The following is a 25739-nucleotide window of genomic DNA, read 5'->3' as shown; positions in this document are numbered from 1 at the left end:
CTGCTCACGGGCCCGTGTCTCAACTGCGCTGATACGCCGCGCGATCAGCGGCGCCAGTGGCGACGATACCAGCCGCGATGATGCCCACGATACCACCCGCGATGCCATCCGCGCCCGCGCCAGTGCACTTGTGTGGTCATCTGGCTTGAGTCGTCCTGAACCGTTGCGGCCGCACCTGGCGTAGCGAGCGTGAGCGCTTGCGCGCGCTCGGTCGGCGCCGCCAAAACCAGCACGGCACCGACAGCCGCGAGCCCCAGAACGTTCGTCACCTTCATGAGTTGTCTCCTCGATTCCTGGATGTCACGTCCTGCAACGACGATTCGCTGATGGAGTTGATAGAATCGAGCCCCGTTGCCGCGACGCAGATCGCAAGCAGAGTGCGGATGACGTGAATGGAGAATGAATGACTGCGCCACGATCATGAATGCCGCGGCCCCGAGGCGGGTTCCTTACGGACGCATGATTTTTCGCATCATCGCGCTAGCCGGTATCCGGCTCGCACCAAGACGCGTTAGCCCGGCCGCCAGAAGCAGTTCATGCGCGGCGTGATCACGGTGCCGCTCGGCCGATATTCCTGCACATAGGTCGCCGTACACTCGCGCACGGCATTCGGACCGGGATTGTAGCGTGGAATGACATCCGGTTCCCAATGCTCGGGCCGATAGATCGGTACGCGCCGCAGCCGGCGACGCCCGACGACAACTGTGCTGCCCGCCGCCGCCGGCGCCGCTTGGGCCACGCGCACATCGGCCTGAGCGGTCTGCGCTTGCGCCGCCGCTCCCGGAAGCCAAATCCCGACTGATGTCGCCAACAGCGCTGTCGCCACGATCCGTTTCATCACGCCACCCCGTTATTGGGCCGCACGGTCTCCCATTGGGCCGCCAAGGTCAACTGCGCTGGCGCCGCCGGCGGCACTCGCGCTAAAGGAGTGTCATGTGGACCACAGCCAAAGCCCCTTCGCTCGCCGAAATGGAGGCGATGGCGCACGAGATTTTCGAGCGCCTGCCGAACACGTTCCGGACCCTCTGCGAGGGCCTGATCATCCGCGTCGACGATTTCCCGACTGACGAGGTGCTCGACGAGATGCAGGCCGAGAGCGAGTTCGACCTGCTCGGCCTGTTTCAGGGGGTCGGCCTGCCGCAACAGAGCTTTGGCGACGTCGCCCGGCTGCCCAACCTGATCTGGCTCTACCGGCGGCCGATCCTGGACTACTGGGCGGAGCATGACGAGACGCTCGGCCATATCGTCCGCCACGTGCTGATCCATGAAATCGGCCACCATTTCGGCCTGTCGGACGCCGATATGGAGGCGATTGAGGCGGAAGCGGGCTAGGCCTGCAGAAATGGCCCTTTTACCGCTGTCACATTCGCGATACACATCCCGCCCGTATCCCTCATTTTTTGACCGGGAAGTGCATCGATGGACAAGTTCACCACGCTGGAAGGCGTCGCGGCGCCGCTGAAGATCATCAATGTCGACACCGACATGATCATTCCGAAGCAGTACCTCAAGACCATCAAGCGCACCGGCCTTGGCAAGGGGCTTTTCTCCGAGCAGCGCTACAAGGACGACGGCAGCGAAAACCCTGATTTCGTCCTCAACCAGCCGGCCTATCGCAACGCCAAGGTGCTGGTCGCCGGCGACAATTTCGGCTGCGGCTCGAGCCGCGAGCACGCGCCCTGGGCGCTGCTCGACTTCGGCATTCGCTGTGTGATCTCGACCTCGTTCGGCGACATCTTCTACAACAACTGCTTCAAGAACGGCATCCTGCCGATCCGCGTGTCGCAGGAGGACCTCGACAAGCTGTTCGACGATGCCGAGCGCGGCGCCAATGCGACCCTGACCATCGACCTTCCCAACCAGGAGGTCCGCGGTCCCGACGGCGGCAAGGTGAAGTTCGAGATCGACCCGTTCCGCAAGCACTGCCTGATCAACGGCCTCGACGACATCGGGTTGACGATGGAGAAGAAGAGCTCGATCGACGCCTACGAGTCCAAGCTCAAGGAGCGCGCCTGGGCTTGAGGCGCGGCCTTTTCATCATGCCCCCGGTGCCTGTCGGCGCCGGGGTTTTTCTTTGTCGGTTTGTCTTCAACGCAAAACTGCTTATAGCTGCCGCACATGTTGCCTGACGTCGTCACCTTCTGGCACGGCCCGATGGATGCGTTGCGCCAGACCTGCCTGCGCTCGCAGCTGGCGGCCGGGCACAAGGTCACCGTCTACAGCTTCGATCCGATTCCCGGCCTGCCCGACGGCATCGGCAACGCCGAAGCCGAGGCGGTGCTGCCGCATGCGTTCGCCGAGAAGCTGCGCCCGCCGCAGCCTGACGGTTCATGGCGCGACTGGACCATCCTGCAATTCAGCGACTTCTTCCGCATGCGGCTGATGACACAGCGCGCCGGCCTCTGGCTGGACGCCGATGTGCTGTTGCTGAGACCCGTCGAGCTCGATCCTGCAAAGCCGTATTTTGCCTGGGAACGCCCGCGGCAGATCGGCAATTCCGTGCTGTATTTCCCGCCGGACGATCCGATCGTGCGCGCATTCGAAGCGCTGATGGCACAGGACGAACTCACGCCGGACTGGCTGGCGCTGCGCCACCGCCTGACCTTTGCGATGCACCGGCTGATCGGCAAATCGAACCGCGTCTCCGATATTCGCATTGCGATCTACGGCCCGGCTGCGCTCACCGCGCTGGTGCGCCGCGAGAACGAATTGCAGCATGCGCTGCCGAAGCGATCGTTCTACGCCGTCCACGCCGAGCCGAGACTGTTCTTCGAGCCGATGGATTTTTCCAGGTACCTGAACGATCCGGAGATCATCGGCCTGCACATCTCGGGCAAGGGGCGCGCCAAGCAGGCGCCGCGCCCCGGCAGCCTGTATGCCTGGGCGACGGAGAAGTTCGGAGTGTAACGCGGCGCAGTTTTCACATCGTCATGGCCGGGCTTGTCCAGGACAAGCCCGGGCATGACGAGTTTGTGGGGAGGCCGACCAAGCCGCGCGCACCGAGCGCGCAGCATGATCGGCATATGCGATTGCCCTGCCTTACAAGGTGAGAAGGCAAGATCACCGATCGGCTAATGCCCCATCGCGGTGATCGCGTCCGCGATCGCAATGGTGCGCTTTGCCATCTCGGCGTGCAGGCGCTCGACCATGCGGCCGTCGAGCTGGATCGCTCCGCGCGACGCATTCTCCGGCTTCTCGAAAGCCGCGATGATCTTGCGCGCCTCGGCGACCTCGGCCTCGGGCGGCGTGAAGATGGCATTGCAGGCGTCGATGTGGCTCGGATGGATCAGCGTCTTGCCGTCGAAGCCGAGATCGCGTCCCTGCGCGCACTCCTCGGCAAAGCCGTCGATGTTGCCGATGTCGCTGTAGGGCCCGTCAAGGATTTCCAGACCGTGGGCGCGGGTCGCCAGGATGCAATGCGTGATCATCGGGATCATGGCCGCGCGGCCCGGCTTCATCCGGATCCGGGTCTCGCGCGCGATGTCATTGGGCCCGAACACGAAGCCCGCGAGCCTGACCTCGGAATCCTTCGATGCCGCGGCGAGCTTGTCGGCGTCGAGCACCGCGCGTGCGGTCTCGATCATGGCCCAGACCCGGATCGAGGCCGGGGCATTGACGTCGTTGAGGCGACCGGCGACGGCGTTGAGATCGTCGACCGTGGAGATCTTGGGGACCAGGATGCCGTCCGGCTGCGCCTTGCCGGCCATGCCGATGTCGTCGACCCACCAGGGCGTGTCGAGCGCGTTGACGCGGATCAGCACCTCGCGCTTGCCGAACCCCTTGGCGGCGACCGCCTTGGCGATCTGCTCACGGGCCACGGCCTTGGCGTCCGGCGCAACCGAATCCTCCAGATCGAGGATAATGCCGTCCGCCGGCAGGGTGCGGGCCTTCTCCAGCGCCCGCGCGTTCGATCCGGGCATGAACAACAGGCTGCGGCGCGGACGGGTCATCGGCATCTCCTGACGGCTTTGGCTCGGCAACAGACTACTGTCTAGGCATTGCACGGCGTCGTAGTTTGAACCCTGCCGTACCATTTCGGGCTCCCAACCGAAAGTCTTGTTCCGGTCACCTCCATGTGGTTAGGCAGAGGGCATGAAGCTCTTTCCGAAGCAGTTGATCGACGGCTACCGGACCTTCGCGACCCAGCGGTTGCCGACTGAGCAGTCGCGATACCGGGAGCTATCGGAACGCGGCCAGTTTCCCGAGACTATGGTGATCGGCTGCTGCGACTCTCGCGTCTCGCCGGAGGTGATCTTCGATGCCGGACCCGGCGAGTTGTTCGTGGTCCGGAACATCGCCAACCTGGTTCCAGTTTATCAGCCCGACAGCAACGCCCACGGCGTCTCGGCTGCGCTGGAATATGCCGTGACCGTGCTGAGGGTGAAGCATATCGTGGTGCTGGGCCATGCGCAGTGCGGCGGCATCCGCGCCTTCGTCGACAAGATCAAGCCGCTCACGCCTGGCGACTTCATCGGCAAATGGATGCAGATGTTCATCAAGCCGGGCGAAGTGGTCGAGCAACGCGACCACGAAAGCATGCAGGACTTCGTTGTCCGCATCGAGAAGGCCGCGGTGTTCCGCTCGCTGGAGAACCTGATGACCTTCCCGTTCGTCCGCGACCGGGTGGAGAGCGGCGAGATGCAGCTGCACGGCGCCTATTTCGGCGTCGCCGAGGGTTCGCTGTTCGTGCTCGACCGGGTCGCGAAGGAATTCATCAGCGTGCGCGACGCGCTGGAGCGGGGCGAATAGCGAATGGCGAGCAGCGAGTGGCGCAGACGTCCATTCGCTGCTACGGGTTCGCCAGTTACGCCGCCTTCTTCTTCGCGCTGATCAGCTTGCGGTTGATCAGGACTTCCGCAATCTGCACCGCGTTGAGCGCCGCACCCTTGCGCAGATTGTCCGAGACGCACCAGAACGACAGGCCGTTCTCCACGGTCGCGTCCTCGCGGATGCGGCTGATATAGGTCGCATCCTCGCCGGCGGCCTCATAGGGCGTCACGTAGCCGCCCGGCTCCTGCTTGTCGATCACGAGGCAGCCCGGCGCATTGCGCAGGATGTTGCGCGCCTCGTCCGGCGTGATCGGATTGGCGAACTCGACATTGACGGCTTCGGAGTGGCCGACGAAGACCGGAACGCGCACGCAGGTCGCGGTGAGCTTGATCTTGGGATCAAGGATCTTCTTGGTCTCCGCCATCATCTTCCACTCTTCCTTGGTGTAGCCGTCTTCCATGAAGACGTCGATGTGGGGGATGACGTTGAAGGCGATGCGCTTTGGGAACTTGTTATTGATCAGCTCGTCGTTGGTGTAGACGGCCTTGGTCTGCGAGAACAGTTCGTCCATCGCATCCTTGCCGGCGCCGGACACCGATTGATAGGTCGAGACCACGACGCGCGTGATGGTGGCCTTGTCGTGCAGCGGCTTCAGCGCGACGACGAGCTGCGCGGTGGAGCAGTTCGGGTTGGCGATGATGTGCTTCTTGGTAAAGCCGGCCGCGGCGTCCGCATTCACCTCGGGCACGACCAGCGGCACGTCCGGGTCCATCCGCCAGGCGGAGGAATTGTCGATCACGACAGCACCGGCCGCACCGATCTTCGGCGACCAATCCTTGGAGACCGAACCGCCGGCCGACATCAGGCAGATATCGACGTCGGAGAAATCGTAATGCTCGAGGGCTTTGACCTTCAGGGTGCGGTCGCCATAGGAGACCTCGACGCCGACGCTGCGGCGTGACGCCAGCGCGACGACCTCGTCGGCAGGGAATTTGCGCTCGTCGAGAATGTTGAGCATTTCCCGCCCGACATTGCCGGTCGCACCGACCACCGCGACTTTGTAACCCATCGTTCACTCTCCGACGAAAAATGCCCGTTCCCACGCTACATGCGGAAAGGGAAGAGGCAGCGCTTCTATGCGAGAAACCCCATCAAGACAACGTTTGCGTAGCGTTTGAGCGTTTTGATGCGTTTGTTTCGGGCCGATCCGGCCGCCCCCCATCATACGGGAATCCCATCAGCACTGACGAGCTTCGTCGACGAGGTCTACGCCACGCTCTCCCGACTGTTCGCCTATGTGGCAGCACTCGCCCTGCTCGGTGGTCTCGGCGTCTATCTATGGCAGCAACTGCCGGACGCAACGGCAATGGAGCCGGCGGCCGCGAGCTGGAGCTGGGCCGATCGATCGGCCCCGGCCTTTGCCATGAGCCGGCTCGATCCACCTGACAAAACAGAGACTTACCAAGTCTTCCGGCATCCCGAGGGCGGCCGCAAGGACGTTTTCCGCTGGGCCGATGCTGCGCAGAGGCCGGTCGCCGAGCTCGAGGTCTACCGCGCCGGCAGCAAGGTCGCGGACCCGGCTATTGCCGGGATCGCGGCGCGCCTGGACCCGAATGGCGACCGCGGGCTCGCAGCCGCCGGCATCGTCGACAGCAAGTTCGGCGGCGTGACGCTGCTGCGCCCCCAGCCGAAGGATGGCACCCGCGCCTGCCTTGGCTTCCTCAAGCAGGTCGACGCGCCGAATGTCCGGATCTCCGGCTGGACCTGCCAGGGCGCCAGCCTGCCCGCCCAGCGCGCCGTGGTGAGCTGCATGCTGAACCGGCTGACCCTGCTGACCGCGGGCAACGACCCGAAGCTCGCCGGGCTGTTCGCGCATGCCGAGCTGAGGCGGAGCGACTGCGTTACCTCCGGCCCGCCTGCCCTGTCGTCCGACTGGGTCATGGGCAGCGAAAACCCGAGGTTGCACGGCGCGCTTTGATGGCGGCACCGTGGCAAGACACTGGTTTTCATGAAACTTTTGCCTCGCGGTCCGCATTATGTCTGACGGTGTGGCGCAATTGACCTAGTGACGGCCCAGCCATCGCGGCTACAATGTGTTCCAATCGATTTGGCGACGCGCCAGCCCCAAGCGGGGCCGCAATGACGAGGATGCGATGACCGTGAAATTTCCTGCCGCGAACAAGCTCGTGGTGTTGCTTGCTGCGGCTGCCGTCACCGCAACCGCGCTCAGCGTGACCTCGGCCAGCGCACAGGCCCCGACCAAGCGTCAGCAGCAGCGCTATGACCGCGACGGTCGCCACTATTACGGCCCGCAAGGTCCGAACCGAGTCTACCAGCAGGGCCCCCGCACCCGCGTTTACGTGACCACCCGCTCATGGCTCGATGCCGGTACCGAAGTGTTGCCGGGCGACCGCAAATTCAACGACTACGCGTACCCGCCGGACGTCGGCTACCCGTCGTTTGCGCGCGAGAACAACAACCGTCCGATCGATCGCCAGCCGCTCAGCCCGCCGGCCGATCTCGGCGGCTATCCGCGGACCTTCCCGCTCTACTGATAATTTCAGCAACCAGCTGACACGAAAATGGCCGGGCTTGCCCCGGCCATTTTTGTATTTCGGTTTTGTCGTTCCGCAGCGATGCGAAAGCATCGAACCCGGAATGACGACACTGCCGTTACGCGTGCAGCTTCTGCAATTCCTTCAGGATCGCCTCACCCATCTGCGCCGTGCTTGCCGATGTGGTGCCTTCCGACTTGATGTCGGCGGTGCGCAATCCGCTGGCGAGCACGGCAGCGATCGCGGCATCGACCTTGTCGGCGAGATCGCCCATGTCGAAGGAATAGCGCAGCGCCATGCCGAACGAGGAGATCATCGCGATCGGGTTGGCGAGGCCTCGGCCTGCGATGTCGGGCGCCGAGCCGTGCACCGGCTCGAACAGCGAGCGGCGCTTCCTGGTCTTGGCGTCGATCTCGCCGAGCGAGGCCGAGGGCAGCATGCCGAGCGAGCCGGTCAGCATCGCCGCGATGTCGGACAGCATGTCGCCGAACAAATTGTCCGTAACGATGACGTCGAACTGCTTCGGCGCCTTCACCAGGTTCATGCCGCCGGAATCGGCAAGCTGATGCTCCAGCGTGACGTCCTTGTATTCGCGCGCGTGCACCTGGGTCATGACCTCGTTCCAGAGCACGCCCGACTTCATGACGTTGCGCTTTTCCATCGACGTCACCTTGTTGCGGCGCTTGCGCGCAAGGTCGAAGGCGACGCGGCCGATGCGCTCGATCTCGTAGGTGTCGTAGACTTGGGTGTCGATCGCGCGCTTCTGGCCGTTGCCGAGATCGGTGATGGTCTTCGGCTCGCCGAAATAGACGCCGCCGGTGAGCTCGCGCACGATCATGATGTCGAGGCCCTCGACAACCTCGCGCTTCAGGCTGGAGGCCTCGGCCAGCGCCGGGTAGCACACCGCCGGGCGCAGATTGGCGAACAGGCCGAGGTCCTTGCGCAGCCGCAACAGGCCGGCCTCCGGGCGCACCTCATAGGGGACGCTGTCCCATTTGGGGCCGCCGACCGCACCGAAGATCACGGCATCGGCCGCCAGCGCCTTGGCCATGTCGCCCTCCGAGATCGACACCTTGTGGGCATCATAGGCCGAGCCGCCGACCAGCCCCTGCTCGGTCTCGAATTTCGCGATTCCCTGCGCGTTCAGCCAGTTGATCAGGCGCTGCACCTCGGCCATCACTTCGGGGCCGATGCCGTCGCCGGGGAGAAGCAGCAGTTTATGGGTCGCCATGGTGTTACCTCGAGCTAACTGTTTGTTGTCATTGCCGGGCAAAAGCGCGAAGCGCGTCCTCGCACAGATGACCCGGCAATCCATCTCGCTTCGATGAAGCCTTGAAGATGGATGCCCGGGTCAAGCCCGGGCATGACGAGCAAAGAAAATCTGGCGCGAGTGCTAAAACGCCCCGCGCGGATTGGCAAGGCGCCCCGTACAGGGCCAAAATGGCCTCCGAAGCAACCCGCGCCCTGCCAAGAAGCCAATAAGACGGACCTCATGACCGCCGCCATCCTCTACGCCTTTGCCTCGGCCCTTTTCCTCGGCGCCGGGGTAGTGCTGGCGCAACTCGGCCTGCGCACCGTCGAGCCGCTGTCGGGCGCCGCCATCAGCGTGCCTTCCTTCACCCTCCTCTTCGTGCTGCTGTCGCCGCTGATCCTGCACGGCGAGCCGGTGGTCTGGCGCGGCTTGCCGATCTTCATGGCGATTGGCCTGTTCTTCCCGGCGTCGCTGACGTTCCTGACCTTCGCGTCGAACCGGGCGCTCGGGCCGGTCATCACCTCCTCGACGCTGGGCAATCTCGCGCCGCTGTTCGCGGTCACCGCCGCCGTGGTCCTGCTGCACGAGCCCCTGGAACTGCAGCAGCTCATCGGTCTCGTCGTCGCGGTCGCGGGTGCCGCGATCATCACCGTGACCCGGCCGCGCGACCTCGGCCATTGGCGGAGCTGGGCGCTGCTGCTGCCGCTCACCAGCGCGCTGGTGCGCGGAATCGTGCCGCCGATCGCCAAGCTCGGGCTCGCGGTCTGGCCAAGCCCGCTCTGGGCGTGCCTGGTCGGCTACATCATGTCCTCGCTGGTGGTGCTGATGGTGCAGCGGATCCGCAAGGGCAGCTTCATGGTGCAGGCCCCGCGCGAGGGCCGGTTCTGGTTCGCGATGACCGGGATCAGCAACGGGCTCAGCGCGCTCAGCCTGTTCGCGGCGGTCCGCAACGGCCCGATCACGCTGGTGGCGCCGCTCGCCGCGGTCTATCCGCTAGTCACCGTGGCGCTGAGCGCGATGGCGTTGAAGCACATCGAGATCACGATGCGGATCGTCGCCGGAACCGCGTTGACCGTGATCGGCGTGGCCCTGGTGCTGGTCGCCTGATTGTCCGTTCTGCAACACACCGTTGCGGCGCGAGGCGCTGGGCAGGACCGGCGCGGCCTGTCACAATGCCGGCATTGCCGGAGTGATTTGTGAGAGCCCCCACCCCATCCTACGCGCATCCCGCGCGGCTGATCCTTATTTTGTCGCTGGCACCGACCATAGGCCTCGGCATCGGCCGCTTTGCCTATTCGCTGGTGCTGCCCGACATGCGCGACTCGCTGGCCTGGTCCTATTCGGCCGCCGGCTTCATGAACACGATCAACGCCGCCGGCTATCTGGTCGGCGCACTGTTCGCCTCGCGCCTGATCCAGCGCTTCGGGCTGGCGACATCGGTGCGCTGGTCGACGCTCGCCTGCGTACTGTCGCTGGCGCTCTCGGCCATCTCGGGCAATTTCGTCGTGTTGAGTTTCGCCCGCCTCCTGCTCGGCCTCGCCGCCGCGGTCGGCTTTGTCGGCGGCGGCACGCTTGCGGCGACCATCGCACAATCGCGGCCGCACCGCGCGAATTTCCTGATCAGCCTGTTCTACGCCGGACCGGGCATCGGCATCCTGTCGTCCGGCCTGATCGCCCCCTTCGTGCTGCAGGGCTTCGGCGCGGGCTCCTGGTGGATCGTATGGTGGGCGATGACGCTGCTCGGGGTCGCCATGATCCTGCCGCTGTGGTTCGCGCCGTTTCACGCCGACACCATCGCCGGCGGCATCGTGCGAACGAAGTTCGCGATCTCACCGGTCCTGATCTATCTCACCAGCTATTTCCTGTTCGGCGCCGGCTACATCGCCTACATGACCTTCATGATCGCCTACGTCCGCGACGGCGGCGGCGGCGCTGTGGCGCAGAGCGCGTTCTGGAGCCTGATCGGCGTCAGCGCCTTCGTGACGCCCTGGGTCTGGCGGCGCGTGCTGGCGCTCGACCGCGGCGGGCTCGCGACCACGATCATCCTCGGCGTCAACGCGCTCGGCGCCAGCCTGCCGATCTTCGGGCATTCACCGCTGCTGCTCGCCATCTCGGCGCTGGTGTTCGGCGTCGCCTTCTTTGCCGTGGTCAGCTCGACCACCGCCTTCGTCCGCCTCAATTACCCGCCGGAAGCATGGCCCACGGCAATCGCCGCAATGACCATCGCCTTCGGGATCGGCCAGACACTCGGCCCGATCGTGGTCGGCGCCATCACCGATGCGGTCGGCAGCCTGTCATTCGCGCTGAACGTCTCGGCGGCGATGCTGGCGCTGGGAGCGCTGTTGTCCGCGTTTCAGAGGAAGGTCGGGCCGAAATCAGCGAATAGCGAGTAGCGAACAGAAACGCGTCTCCTATTCGCCACTCCCCATTTGCTATTCGCCGCCTCAATTCCCGCTAAACGAATTGTAGCCCTGGTCTTCCCAGTAGCCGCCCTTGTAGTCGTTGGTGACTTCCATCGAGACGACGTATTTCGGATTCTTGAAGCCGAGCTTGGTCGGCACCCGGATCTTCATCGGATAGCCATAGGCGCGCGGCAGGATCTGGTCGGCGAACTTGAACGTCATCTGCGTCTGCGGATGCAGCGCGCTGCGCATGTCGAGCGGCGAATTGTAGCCGTCCTTGTCGGCGCACTGGAACCAGACATATTTTGCGCGCATGTCGGCGCCGACCAGCTTGAGGAAATCGCGCAACGGCGTGCCGGTCCAGCTGCCGATCGCGCTCCAGCCCTCGACGCAGATGAGCCGGGTAACCTGCTTGACCTGCGGCAGCTTGTAGAGCTCGTCTATCGTCCAAGATTTCTTGTTCTCGACCAGCCCGCGCACCTCCAGCTTCCAGTCCGGGCCCGCGATATCGGGCGCATCGTCGAGATCGTAATAGGCATTGAATGGGAACGGCTTGGTGATCATGCTCTCCGGGAAGGTCGGCGCCAGCGCATCCGGATTAAACATCCAGGCCTGCACGGCGTCGTTGAACTTCGACACCTTCTTCAGCAGTTCCTCCGCCGAAGACGAATCGACAACATCGCAGCCGGTCAGCAGCGTCAGCGCGCCGAAGCTCGCGCCGGTCGTGATGAAGCGGCGCCGCGTCGGATCGGGCATGGTTTTCACGGCGTCGCGGACGAGCAGTTTCTCGTCGACGCCGGGGATCAGAAGCTTGCGCATGCGACCCATAACGTCCTCCTCAACGTCCGATGATCATGGCGCGCAGGCTCCGCGGCACCAGCACCGCGAGCGCGACATGGATCACCAGGAAGGCGACGATTAGCGCCATGCAGGTGAAGTGAACGTAGCGCGCGATGTCGTAGCCGCCGAACAGCACCGACAGCCAGTACAATTGCACCGGCTTCCACATCGACAGGCCGGACAGCACGATCACGACGCCGACAATAATGATGCCGGCATAGAGCAATTTCTGCACGTAATTGTATGTGCTGAGATCGTCATGCGACAGCTTGAAGGTGAGCGCCGCCCTGGTGTCGGAAATCACGCCACCCGGCGTGATCGGCAACAGCTTGCGACGGAACCGGCCGGTGACGAACCCGAGGATCAGATAGATCAGGCCGTTGACCATCAACAGCCACATCGCAGCGAAGTGCCACAGCAACCCGCCGGCCAGCCAGCCACCGAGCGTGATGCTCGGGGAGAAGGTGAAGTTGAACAAGGGCGAAGCGTTGTAGATCTGCCAGCCCGACATGATCATCATGATCATGGCGAGCGCATTGATCCAGTGCAGCACGCGCACCCACACGGGCTGGATGACCTTCGCGGGCGCCGCGGTGTCTGCGTGGTCGTCGGTGACGGCGAAGCTCGACATTAGGGGTTCTCTGCTCGAGGTCATTATCGGCTTATACGCCGGGAACCGCCACTCCGTTACAGAAACGCGCGTTATCAGTTTGATGTACGCGGCCTATCACGGTCACAAAAATGCGAGCCGGGGCGGGGCGCCGGCTCGCCGTTCCACACGCCCTGTCGGGATTAAACAGGACAGTCGGGTGTTACGTCGCCGGCATCAGGACGGTATCGATCACGTGGATGACGCCGTTCGATTGGTGGACGTTGGAGATCGTCACCATGGCAGAACCACCCTTGGCATCGACGATCCAGACCTTGCCGTCCTGCTTCTTCACCGTGAGCTCCTCGCCCTCGGCCGTCTTCAGCGTCTTGCCGTCGGTGAGGTCGGATGCCTCGAGCCTGCCGGGGACCACGTGGTAGGTGAGGATCTTGGTCAGCGTCGTCTTGTTCTCGGGCTTCACGAGATTGTCGACGGTTCCGGCCGGCAGCTTGCTGAACGCGGCATTGGTCGGCGCGAACACCGTGAACGGGCCCTTGCCTTCCAGCGTGTTGACCAGGCCCGCGGCCTTCACCGCGGAGACGAGCGTGGTGTGATCTTTCGAGTTCACTGCGTTCTGGATGATGTTTTTCGATGGGAACATCGCGGCGCCGCCGACCATCACGGTCTTCTCCGCGGCGCTGACCGGCACGACGACGGTTGCGGTGAGCGCGAGTGCGGCGAAGGCTGCGGCCGAGAACAGTGCAATACGCTTGGACATGGAAGGTCTCCCGATATTGGTGTGACCGGCGGCTCCGCCGGGATGAAAGGGTCAACGACGACACGAGTGATGGGCGAGTGCGTCGTCGTTGGCCCGAACTACGGGAGGTTTTGCGAGCGGTTTCGCCGGATAATTTATCGTGATGCGTGAAACTAATGTCAGGCGTGATCGTGGGGGCCGAACCCGATTGCAGCCCGGATGGAGCCAGCGAGTCGCGCGAACACGCCCAATAGCTCCATCCGGCTGCGAAGTTGTGAGGGTGCCTCGCCTAATCCCGGTTCGCCGGCGTCTGGATGAAGCCGCGATTGTGCGTCGGGCTGATCAGGATCTCGTTCATGCAGACACGCGGCGGCATGCTGGCGACGAAGGCAATGGTGCGGCCGAGATCTTCGGGCTGCAGCATCTTGGCCTGCTCGGCCTCGCTCGGCACCACCGGCCGCAGCTTGAGGATCGGGGTGGCGACCTCGCCCGGCGACAGGCAGCAGGCGCGCAGGCCGTTGACGCATTCGTCCATGTTGAAGGAGTGCGTCAGCGCCAGCACCGCGTGCTTGGTCGTGGTGTAGGCCGGGCCCGGCATCTTCGAGACATGGCGGCCAGCCCAGGAGGCGACGTTGATGATGCAGCCGTCCTTCTGCTTGCGCATCGTCGGCAACACCGCGCGCATGCAGTAGAGCACGCCGTTGAGGTTGATCTCGACGAGCTTGTCCCAGCCTTCCAACTCCATGTCGGCCCAGCTTCGCTTCGGCACGTTGATGCCGGCGCTGTTGACCAGGAGGTCGATGCGGCCGTGCCTGGCGACGATCGCCTCGGCGGCCTTGTTGACGTCGGCCTTGTTGCTGACGTCGAGCGGGATGGCCTCCGCCTTGCCGCCCGTCTTCGTAATGTTGGTCACCACGCGGTCCAACTCTTCCTTGCGGCGGCCGGAGACCACCACCGTCCAGCCGTCCGCAGCCAGGAATTCGGCCCCGGATTCGCCGATTCCCGTGCCGCCGCCGGTGACCCAGGCCACGCGTTTCTCGTTTTTTGTCATGCAAACTGTCTCCGTTGCTTTCCGAAGGGCGTTTTTGCTAATCCAAATCTAGTGCCCCGCTTCCGAAGTTCGTGATCCGCCGCGGCGAACACCGACACGAACTTCGGAAGCTCACGGGGCACTAGCAAACTTAATTTAACTCTAGTGCCGCTTATCGATTTGAAGTTCCTGCTAGGACTCGCGGCGCCCGGTCTAGGAACTTCAAATCGGCGGCACTGGTGATTTACCGGCTCTTTGCCCCTCGGGAAATGTTGCATGAACACGACCGCCAACGCCAACCTGTTTTCCCGCCTGTTCGACGGCCTCGACGATCCCAATCGGCTTGCGATCGAGCAGCTCGACGGCAGCCGCATCACCTATGGCGATTTGATTGCCCGCGCCGGCCAGATGGCCAATGTGCTGGTGTCACGCGGCGTCAAGCCGGGGGATCGCGTCGCGGCGCAGACCGAGAAATCGGTTTCGGGCCTCGTGCTCTATCTCGCCACCGTGCGCGCCGGCGGCGTCTATCTGCCCCTCAACACCGCCTATACGCTGAACGAGCTCGAATACTTCATCACCGATGCCGAGCCGGCGGTGGTGGTCTGCGACCCCTCCAAGCTGGAAGGGATCAAGGCAATCGCCGCCAAGGTCGGCGCCAAAGTCGAGACGCTCGACGCCAGCGGCAAGGGCTCGCTGACCGAGGCCGCCGACAAGGCCGGCAAGGATTTCGCGACGGTGCAGCGCGGCAACGACGATCTTGCCGCGATCCTCTACACATCCGGCACCACCGGCCGCTCCAAGGGCGCGATGCTGTCCCACGACAATCTGGCGTCGAACTCGTACTCGCTGGTCGACTATTGGCGCTTCACCGACAAGGATGTGCTGATCCACGCGCTGCCGATCTACCATACCCATGGCCTGTTCGTGGCGAGCAATGTCACGCTGTTCGCCCGCGCCTCGATGATCTTCGTGCCGAAGTTCGACCCGGACCTGATCCTGAAGCTGATGGCGCGCGCCACCGTGCTGATGGGCGTACCGACCTTCTACACCCGCCTGCTGCAGAATCCCGGCCTGAACAGGCAGTCAACGAAGCACATGCGGCTGTTCATCTCGGGCTCCGCGCCGCTGCTCGCCGACACCCATCGCGAATGGTTCGCCCGCACCGGCCACGCCGTGCTCGAGCGCTACGGCATGACCGAAACCAACATGAACACCTCCAACCCGTATGACGGCGAGCGCATACCCGGCGCGGTCGGTCATGCGCTGCCCGGCGTCTCGGTGCGGGTCACCGAACCCGAGACCGGCAAGGTGCTGCCGCCGGAGACGATCGGCATGATCGAGGTGAAGGGCCGGAACGTCTTCAAGGGCTACTGGCGGATGCCGGAGAAGACCAAGGCCGAGTTCCGTGACGACGGCTTCTTCATCACCGGCGATCTCGGCAAGATCGACGACAAGGGCTATGTCCACATCCTCGGCCGCGGCAAGGACCTGGTGATCTCAGGCGGCTTCAACGTCTATCCGAAGGAGATCGAGAGCGAGATCGACGCCATGCCGGGCGTGGTCGAATCGGCCGTGATCGGCGTGCCGCATGCCGATTTCGGCGAAGGCGTCACCGCCGTCCTGGTTTGCAACAAGGGCGCCGACGTCAACGAAGCCTCGGTGCTGAAGGCGCTCGACGGACGGCTGGCGAAGTTCAAGATGCCCAAGCGGGTCTTCGTCGTGGACGAATTGCCGCGCAATGCCATGGGCAAGGTGCAGAAGAACATTCTGCGCGATAAGTATAAGGATATTTACACGAAGGCATGAGGGACGCGGGTCGTCCGCGAGGAGCCGGGCGCTTTCCGACTCCGATCGCATCGAAGGCATTGGCGATTTGCGGTTGTGGAGACACAGCGAAGTGCGGTTGAAGGACTAGCGCCGTAGCCCGGGTGAAGCGAAGCGAAATCCGGGACCGCCCTGTCCATCCGTGAGAACCCCGGATTCCGCGGAGCCTGTCATCGGGCGCGCATTCGCGCGACCCGTTGGCTCCATCCGGGCTTCTGTAACGGGCCTTGGTTAGTCAATCCCTTTTTGCGTGGTCCGCTTGCCGGGCACTTGCTTCTGTACGGGATCGGCGCGGTGGCCGTCGCCTGATGGGGTGCATTGAGGAGCCGGCCGGCCAATCTACGGAAGCGTGGTTGTGAACCGACTTCCCGGATGGCGGCCTGACCGGATCCGTCGTCCCGGCAAAGGGACTTCGCTCGGGGAAGGCCTGGTGTCGTGGCCTGCCCAGATCGGTTGAGGCTCCTTGGTTAGGTTGCGTGGGCCATCGGATTGAAGGGTTTCGCATCAGCCAGCATCCGATGCAGGATGACTGCGAGCTTGCGCGCCAGCGCCACCTTGGCCTTGCGCATGCCCGCACGTTTGGCAAGCCGCATGGCCCAGCTCTTCAGCGCCGAGCAGTTCCTGACCGGCTTGGTCAGCATGACGTGGGCGGCCTGGTACAGCGCCTCCCGCACCGACGCGTCGCCGATCTTGCTGATGCGGCCAGTGTAGTCGGTTTGCCCCGACTGATACTTCTTCGGGGTGAGCCCAAAATGCGCACCGGTCGCCTTCGAGGAACGGAACCTGTTCGGATCGTCGATCGCGGCGGCATAGGTGAGCGCCACGATCGGGCCGACGGCCGGCGTTGTCATCAGAAGCCTGGCCGGGGGATGCGATCTGGCGAGCCTCTGGGTGTGTCTGTCCAGGCCATTGAACTCGCGCAGCAACACGGCATGGGCTTCGAGCAGGGCCTGCGCCACCAGCTCAAGTCCGGGGTGGCCGGCGACGAGCTCCCGGATCCGGTTGGCGAACGTGCGCTCGGTGGTCTTGCCGACCTTCAGGCCAAAGCCCCGCAGCACGCCACGTACGCTGTTCTCGATGTCGCGCAGCTTCGACTGCAGCAGCTTGCGGGCCGTCAGAACCGCCCGCGTCTCCTGCGCTTCAATCGACTTGCAGTGGACCGGCCGGAACCAGCCGAGCCGCATCAGTTGGGCGATGCCGCGGGCATCGTTGCGGTCCGACTTCACCGGCATCGCCTTGAAGGCATCGCGGACGTGCCGGGTCTCCAGCAGCTCGACGGCAAGCCCGGCCGCGCGCAGCGCCGCGTACAGCCATTGCGACAACGGACCGGCCTCCAGTCCGATCCGCTCCATCGCCTGGCCCAGCGATCGGAACCAGGCGATCAGCGCTTCCGGCTCGCTGGCAACCTTCGCCTCCCGCAAAATCTTGCCCGCGCCATCGACAACGCAAACGCTCGAGCTTTCCAAAGACACGTCGATTCCTGCATAGTGGTACATGGTCGTCCCTTAATGATGCTTGGAGCGGGCTCGCCCGACTCCGTTTGAACACCATCAGTTTGAGGGACGACCGCCTGCCCGAAAAGCCGCACGCGAGCGCGCTTCCACATCGCGCCGTAGCGGCCGGGCGGCTATATCCGTCGGCCCGTTACCCCATCTACGCACCGTTCAACAGGCTGATCACGAACCGTCCGCCGACAATGAACAGATACGTCCCGAACGCCACCTCCAGCGCCCGCTTCGACAGCGCGTGCGCGACCTTCACGCCGAGCGGCGCGGTGACGAGCGTGGTCGGCATCACCAGCAGCGTGCCAATCAGCGAAACGTAGCCGAGCGCGAACGGCAGCTGCAGCGCGGCGACGTCGGGAAAGCGCGCCGCGACGGGCCAGCCGGCATAGACATAGCCGAGCGCGCCGGGGATCGAGATCAGCACGGCGAGCGCCGACGACGTCGCGACCGCCTGATGGATCGGCCGGCCGTAGAAGGTCATCAGGAGGTTCGCGAACAGGCCGCCGCCGATCCCCATCAGCGTCGACAGCAGGCCGACGAAGAATCCATAGACCCGCATCAGAAAGCCCTTGGGCACGTCGTCGCCGAACTTCCAGGTCTCGCGCGCCAGCAGCAGCCGCGCTGCCGCCGACCACGCCACCATCACGAACACGATCTTGAACAGCCGCTCCGGCGCAAAGCGCGCGGTGACGCTGCCGGCCAGGACGCCGAGCACGATCGGCAGCCACCAGCGCTTGAGGATCTCCATGTCGACCGCGCCGCGGCGATAATGGGCGCGGAACGAACTGAGCGAGGTCGGGATGATGATCGCAAGCGATGTGCCGATGCAGAGCGGCATCCGCACCTCGAGCGGCACGCCGGCGAGACGAAAGCACTCGTAGAACACCGGCACCAGGATCGCGCCGCCGCCGATACCGAACACGCCGGCGAGAAAGCCGGACAGCGCCCCCACCGCGATCAGCAACAGCGCGAGTTCGAGAAGCTCCTTGGGATCGAGGCCGGCCATCATGTCCTTGGGCAACGTTCACTGTTCTGCGGCCGACAGGGCGCAAGCCTTGGGGCGCACAATCCTTGGGGCGCCAGCCCCGAGGGCTGGCCAGGCGAGCATTAGCCCGTTCGGGGATTAGAGGGTATCTTCGCGCGCCGGCTCGGCGACGTCAGCATGATCTTGTGCGCGTCGCCGGACTATCTCGGGCGGCGCGGCACGCCGCAGACGCCGGACGATCTTGCCGGGCACAACTGTCTCGTATCCTCGGACGCACCCGGCAGCGCGGCGTGGCGCTTCGCCGACGGCACCACAGCGGGCCGCAAAATCCGCATATCCGCCGGGCTCTGGATGAATAGCCCGGATGCACTGGCCTGCGCAGCGAGGGACGGCGCAGGGATCGTCCGTGTGCCGTCGTGGCAGGTGGCGTCCGATCTCGCCGCGGGGCGATTGCAACGCCTGCTGATCGGGCACGAACCGGCGCCCACGGAGCTGCATTTGACCTTCGAGCCATCCCGGCTCGCGTCGCCTAAGATCAGGGCTTTCGTCGATTATCTGGTCGAGTGATGGCGGAGCGGCGACGCCTTCGGAACCGGGCATCCACGCCGGTTCGCGCTTAGACATTTAGATTCATTTGTTGGTTCACCTGACACAGGGACTGGTATACCAGACTGCGGATCAATCAGATTTCGGCTGCGCTAACAATGAACTTCGGTTCGACCGAAGGCTATTTGGGCGTTGCACGGACCTGTCCGACTCCGTAAATAGAATTTATCTACCGCGTTCCCCGATGGGCCGGCCGCGGTCCCACACAACATAAAGCCCGCCGATGACCGCCAGGATCGAACGACCCCTTTCGCCCCATATACAAACCTATCGCTGGAGCCTGACGATGGCGCTATCCATCGTCCACCGCGCCACGGGTATTGCGCTCTATTTCGGCACGCTGCTGCTCGCCTGGTGGCTGATTGCGGCGGCTTCCGGTCCCACCGCCTACGCCAACGTCCAGGCCTTCACCGGCAGCGTCATCGGCAAGCTGATCGTGTTCGGCTACACTTGGGCGCTGATGCACCACCTGCTGAGCGGCATCCGGCATTTCGTCTGGGATCTCGGCTACGGGTTCAAGGCCAATGAGCGCGAGGCGCTGACCTGGGGCGCCCTGGTCGGCGGCGTCTCGCTCACCGTCCTCATCTGGATCATTGCCTACGCTGTCGGAGGTGGACGATGAGCGGCCCGTCTTCGATGCGCACGCCGCTGGCGCGCGTCCGCAACCTTGGCGCCTCGCACAGCGGCACGGGCGACTTCTGGCGTCAGCGCCTCACGGCAGTCGCCATGACGTTGCTGATCATCCCCGTGATCGTCGTGGTGATCATGCTGCTCGGCCGCAACCAGGCCGGCGCGGCGCAAATCCTCGGCTCGCTGCCCATCGCAGTCATCCTGCTGCTCTTCATCATCGCCAGCACCTGGCACATGAAGATCGGCATGCAGGTCGTGATCGAAGACTACGTGCATAACGAGAAGCTGAAGATCGCGAGCGTGATGGCGAACAACTTCTTCTGCTTCGTGGTCGCGATGGCCTCGATCTACGCAATCCTCAAATTGTCGTCGGGAGTGTAACCCATGGCCGGTGAAGGAAACGGCAAGGCCACCAACGGTGGCCCGGCCACGAACGGCAAGGCTTACCCGATTCAGGACCACACCTACGACGTCGTCGTGGTCGGCGCCGGCGGCGCCGGCCTGCGCGCCGTGGTCGGCTGCTCGGAAGCGGGCCTGCGCACGGCCTGCATCACCAAGGTGTTCCCGACCCGCTCGCACACCGTTGCGGCTCAGGGCGGCATCTCGGCCTCGCTCGGCAACATGCATCAGGACGACTGGCGCTGGCACATGTACGACACCGTGAAGGGATCGGACTGGCTCGGTGACCAGGATGCGATCGAGTACATGGTGCGCAACGCGCCCGACGCGGTCTATGAGCTCGAACATTGGGGCGTTCCGTTCTCGCGCACCGAGGACGGCCGGATCTACCAGCGTCCGTTCGGCGGTATGACCATCGACTTCGGCAAGAGCCAGGCACAGCGCACCTGCGCCGCCGCCGACCGCACCGGCCACGCCATGCTGCACACGATGTATGGCCAGTCGCTGCGCCACGCGGCCGAGTTCTTCATCGAATTCTTCGCCATCGACCTGATCATGGACGATCAGGGCGTCTGCCGCGGCGTGATCGCGCTCAAGCTCGATGACGGCACGCTGCACCGCTTCCGCGCCCAGACCACGATCCTGGCCACCGGCGGCTATGGCCGCGCCTATGCCTCCTGTACCTCGGCGCACACCTGCACCGGCGACGGCGGCGGGATGGTGCTGCGTGCCGGTCTTCCGTTGCAGGATATGGAATTCGTGCAGTTCCACCCGACCGGCATTTACGGCTCGGGCTGTCTCGTCACCGAGGGCGCGCGCGGCGAAGGCGGCTATCTCGTCAATTCCGAGGGCGAGCGCTTCATGGAGCGCTATGCGCCGTCCGCCAAGGACCTCGCCTCGCGCGACGTCGTGTCGCGCGCGATGACGATCGAGATCCGCGAAGGCCGCGGCGTCGGCAAGAAGAAGGATCACATCTTCCTGCACCTCGACCACCTCGATCCGAAGGTGCTGCACGAGCGGCTGCCGGGCATTTCCGAATCGGCGAAGATCTTCGCCAATGTCGACGTCACCCGTGAGCCGATCCCGATCGTGCCGACCGTGCACTACAACATGGGCGGCATCGCCACGAACTATCACGCCGAGGTCCTGACCAAGCGCAACGGCGACGACAATTCGGTGGTGCCGGGCCTGATGGCGATCGGCGAAGCGGCCTGCGTGTCGGTGCACGGTGCCAACCGCCTCGGCTCCAACTCGCTGATCGACCTCGTGGTGTTCGGTCGCGCGGCCGCGCTGCGCTGCGCCGAGAAGCTGACCGCCAACGCCAAGCAGGCTGAGCTGCCGAAGGATTCCGCTGACCGCGCGCTCGGCCGGCTCGACCATTTCCGCCACGCCTCCGGCTCCACGCCGACCGCGAAGCTGCGCGACAGCATGCAGCACGTGATGCAGAACAATTGCGCGGTGTTCCGCACCGGCGAGGTGCTGCAGGAAGGCCAGAACCTGATCCACAAGGTCTATGGCGGCGTCGGCGACATCTCGGTGTCCGATCGCTCGCTGGTTTGGAACTCCGACCTGGTCGAGACGCTTGAATTCGACAATCTGATCGTGCAGGCGGTCGTGACGATGGACTCGGCGGCGAATCGCACCGAGAGCCGCGGCGCGCACGCCCGCGAGGATTTTCCCGAGCGCGACGACAAGAACTGGATGAAGCACACGCTGGCGTGGCTGGATCCGAGCGGCAAGACCTCGATCGACTATCGCCCGGTGCATAACTACACGATGACCAACGACGTGCAGTACATCCCGCCGAAGGCGCGGGTCTACTGAGAACGAAGGCGAGCAAGCATGGTTGAATTCGCACTTCCGAAGAATTCGCAGATTTCAGGCGGCAAGACCTGGCCGAAGCCGGCCGGCGCCACCGAGACGCGCGAATTCAAGGTGTATCGCTGGAACCCGGACGACGGCAAGAATCCGAGCGTCGACACCTATTATGTCGACGTCAACGATTGCGGTCCGATGGTGCTGGACGGCCTGATCTGGATCAAGAACCACATCGATCCGACGCTGACCTTCCGCCGATCCTGCCGCGAGGGCGTCTGCGGCTCCTGCGCGATGAACATCGACGGCCAGAACACGCTGGCCTGCACCAAGTCGATGCACGACGTGGCCTCCGGCGGCGCAGTGAAGGTCAACCCGCTGCCGCACCAGCCTGTCGTCAAGGACCTCGTCCCCGACCTCACCAATTTCTACGCCCAGTATGCCTCGATCGAGCCGTGGCTGAAGACCACCACGCCGACTCCGCAGAAGGAGTGGAGGCAGAGCCACGAGGACCGCGAGAAGCTCGACGGGCTTTATGAGTGCATCCTGTGCGCCTGCTGCTCGACCTCCTGCCCGAGCTACTGGTGGAACAGCGAACGCTTCCTCGGCCCCGCCGCGCTCTTGCAGGCGACCCGCTGGGTCACCGACTCGCGCGACGAAGCGACCGGCGAGCGGCTCGACAATCTCGAGGACCCGTTCCGCCTCTATCGCTGCCACACCATCATGAACTGCGCCAAGGCGTGCCCGAAGGGCCTCAACCCGTCGGAAGCGATCGCAGAGCTCAAGTTCAAGCTGGTCGAACGGCAGATCTGACCCGCCTCTGACCTGCCGCAGGCGCCGGAGCCTGGCCATCGATCGACCAGGCTCCGCTCAATAGTCGGCGTTCCGCGCCTTCTCCAGTTAGAGCAGGTTACGTCAGCAGGCCGAACGTCATTTGAGGCAGCACGCTGTTGCCGGCGAACGCGGGAAGGTTGCGACTAAACCGTCGAAGAGCCGATCGATTTCCTGCCGCAGAACCGCGGACGGACTGACGTACTGGCGCGGCACGGAACGTTCGACGTGAACGGGAACTGTAGCTTCGGTCATTCATTCTCTCCTGACTGAACCCAATTCATGGACCATATCCTTAAGGTGAGGTCCAAAATCTCTGTTTTGACCGAGATCAAGGCTCGCGACGATCGCCTGCTCACACTGCGTCCATTACGATTTCGGATGGGTTGCTATGTATGCGATGGTGCTTGCGGCGCGCGGTGCGCCTCTCGTCCTTCAGGAGCGGCCTGACCCGGTTCCGGGCCCCGGCGAGGTGCGCGTCAAGGTCGATGCCTGCGGCGTCTGCCGCACCGATCTCCATGTCGTCGATGGCGAGCTGCCTGATTTGTCCTACCCGATCATCCCCGGCCACGAGGTCGTCGGCCGGATCGATGCGCTGGGAGACGGCGTCACCGAGCTCGCGATCGGCATGCGCGTCGGCGTGCCGTGGCTTGGCCGCACGTGCGGCGTCTGTCCCTATTGCCGCACGGGTCAGGAAAATCTCTGCGATCGTCCGCAGTTCACCGGCTACACTCGCGACGGCGGCTTCGCCAGCCACCTCGTTGCCGACGCTCGCTATTGCTTCCCGCTCGGAGAGCGTGGCGATGACGCGGCTCTTGCCCCGCTCCTTTGTGCCGGATTGATCGGTTGGCGATCGCTGGTGATGGCCGGCGACGGCAAGAACATTGGCATCTATGGCTTCGGCGCGGCCGGACACATCGTGGCGCAGGTCGCGCGGTCGCAGGGCCGGTCGATTTTTGCGTTCACCCGCAAGGGCGACGATGACGCTCAGTCGCTTGCGCTTTCCTTGGGCGCGAGTTGGGCTGGCGCGTCGGAGGACAAGCCTCCGGTCGAGCTCGACGCTGCAATCATATATGCGCCCGTCGGACCATTGGTGCCGCAGGCACTTCGCGCGGTGCGCAAGGGCGGGCGCGTGGTATGCGCCGGAATCCACATGTCCGACATTCCGTCGTTCCCCTACGATATTCTCTGGGGTGAGCGGCAGATCGTCTCCGTCGCCAATCTGACACGGCAGGACGGCATTGATTTTCTAGGCGCCTGGGCCGACGCCGATATCCAGACGCACATCACGGCTTTTCCGCTCGATCAAGCCAACGAAGCGCTGGCGCAGCTGCGCGACGGCAGGTTGGTGGGCGCGGCTGTGCTGCGACCATGACGGCGCCAACCCGCACAAACGACCGCGAGGACGGCCAGCGTGCGGTGCTTGCCTTCATGGACAAGCGCGTTCGTAGCGGCGCGGCGAAGCGGGTCGACACCCATATCTCCGTGGTCTTCCTCGAGCCAGATCGCGTTCTGAAGATCAAGCGGGCCGTTCGACTGCCGTTCTTGGATTATTCGACCCTGGAGAAGCGAAAGCGAGCCTGCGAGGCGGAGCTTGCCGTCAACAGGCGCTATACTCCTGAGCTTTACCGGCAGGTCATCCCGATCACCGAGGGAACAAGCGGCCCCGAAATCGGCGGCGCCGGACCCGTGCTTGAGTGGGCCGTCGAGATGGCGCGGTTCGACGAACGCTGCACACTCGATCATCTGGCTGCCGCCGGCGAGATCAGGCCAGAGCTCGGTGATGCGCTGGCCGATACGATCCAGCGATCGCATGAGAACGCCGAGATTTCCGACGGCGCCGCGTGGCTTGTCTCCATTGCCACTATTATCGACCGCAACACCGATAGGCTCCGCAGCCAGCCCACACTTGAAGGTCGCGCCGTCGAGCAGTTGCACGAACGAAGCCATGGATGGCTGGCAAGCTGCCGGCCTCTGCTTGAACGGCGGGCTTCAGCAGGATGCGTCCGACGCTGTCATGGCGACGCTCATCTCGGCAACGTCGTCCTCATCAACCAGAAGCCGGTGTTGTTCGACGCCATCGAATTCGATCCCGCGATGGCGACCACGGACGTTCTCTACGACCTTGCCTTCCCGCTGATGGATCTCATCCATTTTCGTTCGCAGCGCGCAGCAGGCCGGCTGTTCAATCGCTATCTCGAACCAACCTGGCGCGACAACGGCGCCGCGCTGCAATCGCTTTCGCTGTTTCTTTCCATGCGGGCGGCGATTCGCAGCCAGGTGCTCTTCACCAAATGCGAACAATCACGCGACGTTGCGGGGAAGACCGAGGCGACATCCTATTTCGAGCTGGCACAACGGCTGATCACCCCGGCAAGCCCCTCGCTGGTTGCGATCGGAGGGATGTCCGGAACGGGCAAGAGCGTGCTGGCGCGCGACGCCGCCAGCCATTTGCAGCCGCCGCCTGACGCGATCATCCTGCGTTCGGACGTCATCCGTAAGGAACTGTTCGACGTTGACCCGCTCACGGCGTTGCCGGAGAGCGCCTATGGCGCCGAGGTGAGTGAACGCGTCTATAAGGTGATGTTCGAGCGCGCCGCGCAGATCATCGCGCAAGGATTCTCCGTGATACTTGACGCGGCTTTCCTGCGCGAGAGCGAGCGGTCCGCGCTCGAGCTGGAAGCGCGCAGGATGAAAGCCGACTTTCGGCCGATCTTCCTGCACGCAGATCTGTCCACCCGCCTCGACCGAGTCGCATCGCGTGACACAGATGCTTCCGACGCGACGCGTGAAGTTGCCGCCCGGCAAGAACAATACAGCATCGGCCAGCTCGACTGGCCCCGGATCGATGCATCCGGCTCGCCTGAAGAAACCCTGACACGAAGTTCTTCAGTCCTGTTGAAGGCCCAGAGGCGGCTTCGCGTTGATCGAAATGCCTAAGGAAAGATA

Annotated in this window: 27 protein-coding genes; 16 read left to right on the top strand and 11 right to left on the bottom strand. The window is 64.1% G+C overall.

What is annotated here, in order from left to right:
• Positions 1-44: 44 nt before the first annotated feature.
• Positions 45-275 (bottom strand): hypothetical protein, encoded by a 231-nt coding sequence (locus MTX19_RS01790; RefSeq protein WP_280982193.1) that lies wholly within the window; start codon positions 273-275, stop codon positions 45-47.
• Between the two features lie 236 nt (positions 276-511).
• Positions 512-838 carry a hypothetical protein gene (locus MTX19_RS01785; protein ID WP_280982192.1) on the bottom strand — a complete coding sequence of 109 codons (327 nt, stop codon included), beginning with the start codon at positions 836-838 and terminating at the stop codon, positions 512-514.
• A gap of 95 nt (positions 839-933) precedes the next feature.
• Between MTX19_RS01785 and MTX19_RS01780 the strand changes: the two genes are divergently transcribed.
• From MTX19_RS01780 to MTX19_RS01770, 3 genes are all read left to right on the top strand, one after another.
• Positions 934-1332 carry a metallopeptidase family protein gene (locus MTX19_RS01780; protein WP_280982191.1) on the top strand — a complete coding sequence of 133 codons (399 nt, stop codon included), beginning with the start codon at positions 934-936 and terminating at the stop codon, positions 1330-1332.
• Positions 1333-1419: 87 nt separating this feature from the next.
• On the top strand, positions 1420-2022 hold the full coding sequence (leuD, locus tag MTX19_RS01775) for a 3-isopropylmalate dehydratase small subunit (RefSeq protein ID WP_280982190.1): 603 nt from the start codon (positions 1420-1422) through the stop codon (positions 2020-2022).
• 96 nt (positions 2023-2118) lie between these two features.
• Positions 2119-2907 carry a hypothetical protein gene (locus MTX19_RS01770; protein WP_280982189.1) on the top strand — a complete coding sequence of 263 codons (789 nt, stop codon included), beginning with the start codon at positions 2119-2121 and terminating at the stop codon, positions 2905-2907.
• Between the two features lie 164 nt (positions 2908-3071).
• On the opposite strand, the gene MTX19_RS01765 is transcribed toward MTX19_RS01770, so the two are convergent.
• The gene (locus MTX19_RS01765) at positions 3072-3950 is read right to left on the bottom strand and encodes a CoA ester lyase (protein WP_280982188.1); all 879 of its coding nucleotides are present in this window, start codon (positions 3948-3950) and stop codon (positions 3072-3074) included.
• A 142-nt stretch (positions 3951-4092) separates the two neighbouring features.
• Between MTX19_RS01765 and MTX19_RS01760 the strand changes: the two genes are divergently transcribed.
• Entirely contained in the window at positions 4093-4749 is a 657-nt protein-coding gene (locus MTX19_RS01760; protein ID WP_280982187.1) for a carbonic anhydrase, read from the top strand.
• Positions 4750-4804: 55 nt separating this feature from the next.
• On the opposite strand, the gene MTX19_RS01755 is transcribed toward MTX19_RS01760, so the two are convergent.
• Entirely contained in the window at positions 4805-5839 is a 1035-nt protein-coding gene (locus tag MTX19_RS01755; RefSeq protein WP_280982186.1) for an aspartate-semialdehyde dehydrogenase, read from the bottom strand.
• 117 nt (positions 5840-5956) lie between these two features.
• Between MTX19_RS01755 and MTX19_RS01750 the strand changes: the two genes are divergently transcribed.
• Together MTX19_RS01750 and MTX19_RS01745 are read left to right on the top strand one after the other, a co-directional pair.
• Positions 5957-6748: a hypothetical protein gene (locus tag MTX19_RS01750; RefSeq protein WP_280982185.1), complete on the top strand. Its 792-nt coding sequence runs from the start codon at positions 5957-5959 to the stop codon at positions 6746-6748.
• 175 nt (positions 6749-6923) lie between these two features.
• On the top strand, positions 6924-7325 hold the full coding sequence (locus MTX19_RS01745; protein ID WP_280982184.1) for a hypothetical protein: 402 nt from the start codon (positions 6924-6926) through the stop codon (positions 7323-7325).
• A gap of 118 nt (positions 7326-7443) precedes the next feature.
• Here MTX19_RS01745 and leuB read toward each other — a convergent pair whose 3' ends face one another.
• Positions 7444-8556: a 3-isopropylmalate dehydrogenase gene (gene leuB, locus MTX19_RS01740; RefSeq protein WP_280982183.1), complete on the bottom strand. Its 1113-nt coding sequence runs from the start codon at positions 8554-8556 to the stop codon at positions 7444-7446.
• A gap of 261 nt (positions 8557-8817) precedes the next feature.
• On the opposite strand from leuB, the gene MTX19_RS01735 reads away from it, so the two are divergent.
• Both MTX19_RS01735 and MTX19_RS01730 read left to right on the top strand, forming a co-directional pair.
• Entirely contained in the window at positions 8818-9684 is an 867-nt protein-coding gene (locus tag MTX19_RS01735; RefSeq protein ID WP_280982182.1) for an EamA family transporter, read from the top strand.
• Positions 9685-9773: 89 nt separating this feature from the next.
• Entirely contained in the window at positions 9774-10970 is a 1197-nt protein-coding gene (locus MTX19_RS01730; RefSeq protein WP_280982181.1) for a YbfB/YjiJ family MFS transporter, read from the top strand.
• 51 nt (positions 10971-11021) lie between these two features.
• Here MTX19_RS01730 and MTX19_RS01725 read toward each other — a convergent pair whose 3' ends face one another.
• The 4 genes from MTX19_RS01725 to MTX19_RS01710 form a co-directional block, all read right to left on the bottom strand.
• Positions 11022-11807, bottom strand: coding sequence for a molybdopterin-dependent oxidoreductase (locus MTX19_RS01725; RefSeq protein WP_280982180.1), 786 nt, complete (start codon positions 11805-11807; stop codon positions 11022-11024).
• Between the two features lie 10 nt (positions 11808-11817).
• A complete protein-coding gene (locus MTX19_RS01720) occupies positions 11818-12450 on the bottom strand; it encodes a cytochrome b/b6 domain-containing protein (protein WP_280982179.1) in 633 nt (210 codons plus the stop codon).
• A 181-nt stretch (positions 12451-12631) separates the two neighbouring features.
• Entirely contained in the window at positions 12632-13186 is a 555-nt protein-coding gene (locus MTX19_RS01715; protein WP_280982178.1) for a fasciclin domain-containing protein, read from the bottom strand.
• 268 nt (positions 13187-13454) lie between these two features.
• Positions 13455-14216: an SDR family oxidoreductase gene (locus MTX19_RS01710; RefSeq protein ID WP_280985808.1), complete on the bottom strand. Its 762-nt coding sequence runs from the start codon at positions 14214-14216 to the stop codon at positions 13455-13457.
• Between the two features lie 255 nt (positions 14217-14471).
• Between MTX19_RS01710 and MTX19_RS01705 the strand changes: the two genes are divergently transcribed.
• On the top strand, positions 14472-16001 hold the full coding sequence (locus MTX19_RS01705; protein ID WP_280982177.1) for a malonyl-CoA synthase: 1530 nt from the start codon (positions 14472-14474) through the stop codon (positions 15999-16001).
• Positions 16002-16486: 485 nt separating this feature from the next.
• Here the strand turns inward: MTX19_RS01705 and MTX19_RS01700 are convergent, their stop codons facing one another.
• Positions 16487-17515, bottom strand: coding sequence for an IS110 family transposase (locus MTX19_RS01700; protein WP_280982097.1), 1029 nt, complete (start codon positions 17513-17515; stop codon positions 16487-16489).
• Positions 17516-17672: 157 nt separating this feature from the next.
• On the bottom strand, positions 17673-18533 hold the full coding sequence (locus MTX19_RS01695; protein WP_280984660.1) for a sulfite exporter TauE/SafE family protein: 861 nt from the start codon (positions 18531-18533) through the stop codon (positions 17673-17675).
• A gap of 123 nt (positions 18534-18656) precedes the next feature.
• Between MTX19_RS01695 and MTX19_RS01690 the strand changes: the two genes are divergently transcribed.
• The 7 genes from MTX19_RS01690 to MTX19_RS01660 all read left to right on the top strand — a co-directional run bounded on the left by MTX19_RS01690 (position 18657) and on the right by MTX19_RS01660 (position 25730).
• Positions 18657-19076: a substrate binding domain-containing protein gene (locus MTX19_RS01690; RefSeq protein ID WP_280984659.1), complete on the top strand. Its 420-nt coding sequence runs from the start codon at positions 18657-18659 to the stop codon at positions 19074-19076.
• Between the two features lie 262 nt (positions 19077-19338).
• Positions 19339-19737 carry a succinate dehydrogenase, cytochrome b556 subunit gene (sdhC, locus tag MTX19_RS01685; protein WP_280982176.1) on the top strand — a complete coding sequence of 133 codons (399 nt, stop codon included), beginning with the start codon at positions 19339-19341 and terminating at the stop codon, positions 19735-19737.
• A gap of 14 nt (positions 19738-19751) precedes the next feature.
• The gene (sdhD, locus tag MTX19_RS01680; protein WP_280978335.1) at positions 19752-20126 is read left to right on the top strand and encodes a succinate dehydrogenase, hydrophobic membrane anchor protein; all 375 of its coding nucleotides are present in this window, start codon (positions 19752-19754) and stop codon (positions 20124-20126) included.
• 3 nt (positions 20127-20129) lie between these two features.
• Entirely contained in the window at positions 20130-21968 is a 1839-nt protein-coding gene (gene sdhA, locus MTX19_RS01675) for a succinate dehydrogenase flavoprotein subunit (protein WP_280982175.1), read from the top strand.
• Positions 21969-21986: 18 nt separating this feature from the next.
• Positions 21987-22772, top strand: a complete 786-nt coding sequence (locus MTX19_RS01670; protein ID WP_280982174.1) for a succinate dehydrogenase iron-sulfur subunit — start codon at positions 21987-21989, stop codon at positions 22770-22772.
• Positions 22773-23181: 409 nt separating this feature from the next.
• Complete coding sequence (locus MTX19_RS01665; protein WP_280985807.1) at positions 23182-24165, top strand: zinc-dependent alcohol dehydrogenase family protein; 984 nt, start codon at positions 23182-23184, stop codon at positions 24163-24165.
• A complete protein-coding gene (locus MTX19_RS01660; protein ID WP_280982173.1) occupies positions 24162-25730 on the top strand; it encodes a bifunctional aminoglycoside phosphotransferase/ATP-binding protein in 1569 nt (522 codons plus the stop codon). Before MTX19_RS01665 ends, MTX19_RS01660 begins: the two co-directional genes overlap by 4 nt.
• Positions 25731-25739 lie beyond the last annotated feature (9 nt).

This window comes from Bradyrhizobium sp. ISRA464 (genome assembly GCF_029910095.1).
GTDB lineage: Bacteria > Pseudomonadota > Alphaproteobacteria > Rhizobiales > Xanthobacteraceae > Bradyrhizobium.
This window is presented reverse-complemented; position numbering and strand designations above follow the sequence as displayed.

Coding starts and splice junctions, on each gene's coding strand:
- MTX19_RS01710 (WP_280985808.1), bottom strand. CDS start 14,216: ATGACAAAAAACGAGAAACGCGTGGCCTGGGTCACCGGCGGCGGCACG.
- MTX19_RS01755 (WP_280982186.1), bottom strand. CDS start 5,839: ATGGGTTACAAAGTCGCGGTGGTCGGTGCGACCGGCAATGTCGGGCGG.
- MTX19_RS01780 (WP_280982191.1), top strand. CDS start 934: ATGTGGACCACAGCCAAAGCCCCTTCGCTCGCCGAAATGGAGGCGATG.
- MTX19_RS01670 (WP_280982174.1), top strand. CDS start 21,987: ATGGTTGAATTCGCACTTCCGAAGAATTCGCAGATTTCAGGCGGCAAG.
- MTX19_RS01790 (WP_280982193.1), bottom strand. CDS start 275: ATGAAGGTGACGAACGTTCTGGGGCTCGCGGCTGTCGGTGCCGTGCTG.
- MTX19_RS01760 (WP_280982187.1), top strand. CDS start 4,093: ATGAAGCTCTTTCCGAAGCAGTTGATCGACGGCTACCGGACCTTCGCG.
- MTX19_RS01735 (WP_280982182.1), top strand. CDS start 8,818: ATGACCGCCGCCATCCTCTACGCCTTTGCCTCGGCCCTTTTCCTCGGC.
- MTX19_RS01705 (WP_280982177.1), top strand. CDS start 14,472: ATGAACACGACCGCCAACGCCAACCTGTTTTCCCGCCTGTTCGACGGC.
- MTX19_RS01700 (WP_280982097.1), bottom strand. CDS start 17,515: ATGTACCACTATGCAGGAATCGACGTGTCTTTGGAAAGCTCGAGCGTT.
- MTX19_RS01745 (WP_280982184.1), top strand. CDS start 6,924: ATGACCGTGAAATTTCCTGCCGCGAACAAGCTCGTGGTGTTGCTTGCT.
- MTX19_RS01665 (WP_280985807.1), top strand. CDS start 23,182: ATGTATGCGATGGTGCTTGCGGCGCGCGGTGCGCCTCTCGTCCTTCAG.
- leuB (WP_280982183.1), bottom strand. CDS start 8,556: ATGGCGACCCATAAACTGCTGCTTCTCCCCGGCGACGGCATCGGCCCC.
- sdhC (WP_280982176.1), top strand. CDS start 19,339: ATGACCGCCAGGATCGAACGACCCCTTTCGCCCCATATACAAACCTAT.
- MTX19_RS01660 (WP_280982173.1), top strand. CDS start 24,162: ATGACGGCGCCAACCCGCACAAACGACCGCGAGGACGGCCAGCGTGCG.
- sdhD (WP_280978335.1), top strand. CDS start 19,752: ATGCGCACGCCGCTGGCGCGCGTCCGCAACCTTGGCGCCTCGCACAGC.
- MTX19_RS01765 (WP_280982188.1), bottom strand. CDS start 3,950: ATGACCCGTCCGCGCCGCAGCCTGTTGTTCATGCCCGGATCGAACGCG.
- leuD (WP_280982190.1), top strand. CDS start 1,420: ATGGACAAGTTCACCACGCTGGAAGGCGTCGCGGCGCCGCTGAAGATC.
- MTX19_RS01785 (WP_280982192.1), bottom strand. CDS start 838: ATGAAACGGATCGTGGCGACAGCGCTGTTGGCGACATCAGTCGGGATT.
- MTX19_RS01770 (WP_280982189.1), top strand. CDS start 2,119: ATGTTGCCTGACGTCGTCACCTTCTGGCACGGCCCGATGGATGCGTTG.
- MTX19_RS01695 (WP_280984660.1), bottom strand. CDS start 18,533: ATGATGGCCGGCCTCGATCCCAAGGAGCTTCTCGAACTCGCGCTGTTG.
- sdhA (WP_280982175.1), top strand. CDS start 20,130: ATGGCCGGTGAAGGAAACGGCAAGGCCACCAACGGTGGCCCGGCCACG.
- MTX19_RS01725 (WP_280982180.1), bottom strand. CDS start 11,807: ATGGGTCGCATGCGCAAGCTTCTGATCCCCGGCGTCGACGAGAAACTG.
- MTX19_RS01750 (WP_280982185.1), top strand. CDS start 5,957: ATGCGTTTGTTTCGGGCCGATCCGGCCGCCCCCCATCATACGGGAATC.
- MTX19_RS01715 (WP_280982178.1), bottom strand. CDS start 13,186: ATGTCCAAGCGTATTGCACTGTTCTCGGCCGCAGCCTTCGCCGCACTC.
- MTX19_RS01720 (WP_280982179.1), bottom strand. CDS start 12,450: ATGTCGAGCTTCGCCGTCACCGACGACCACGCAGACACCGCGGCGCCC.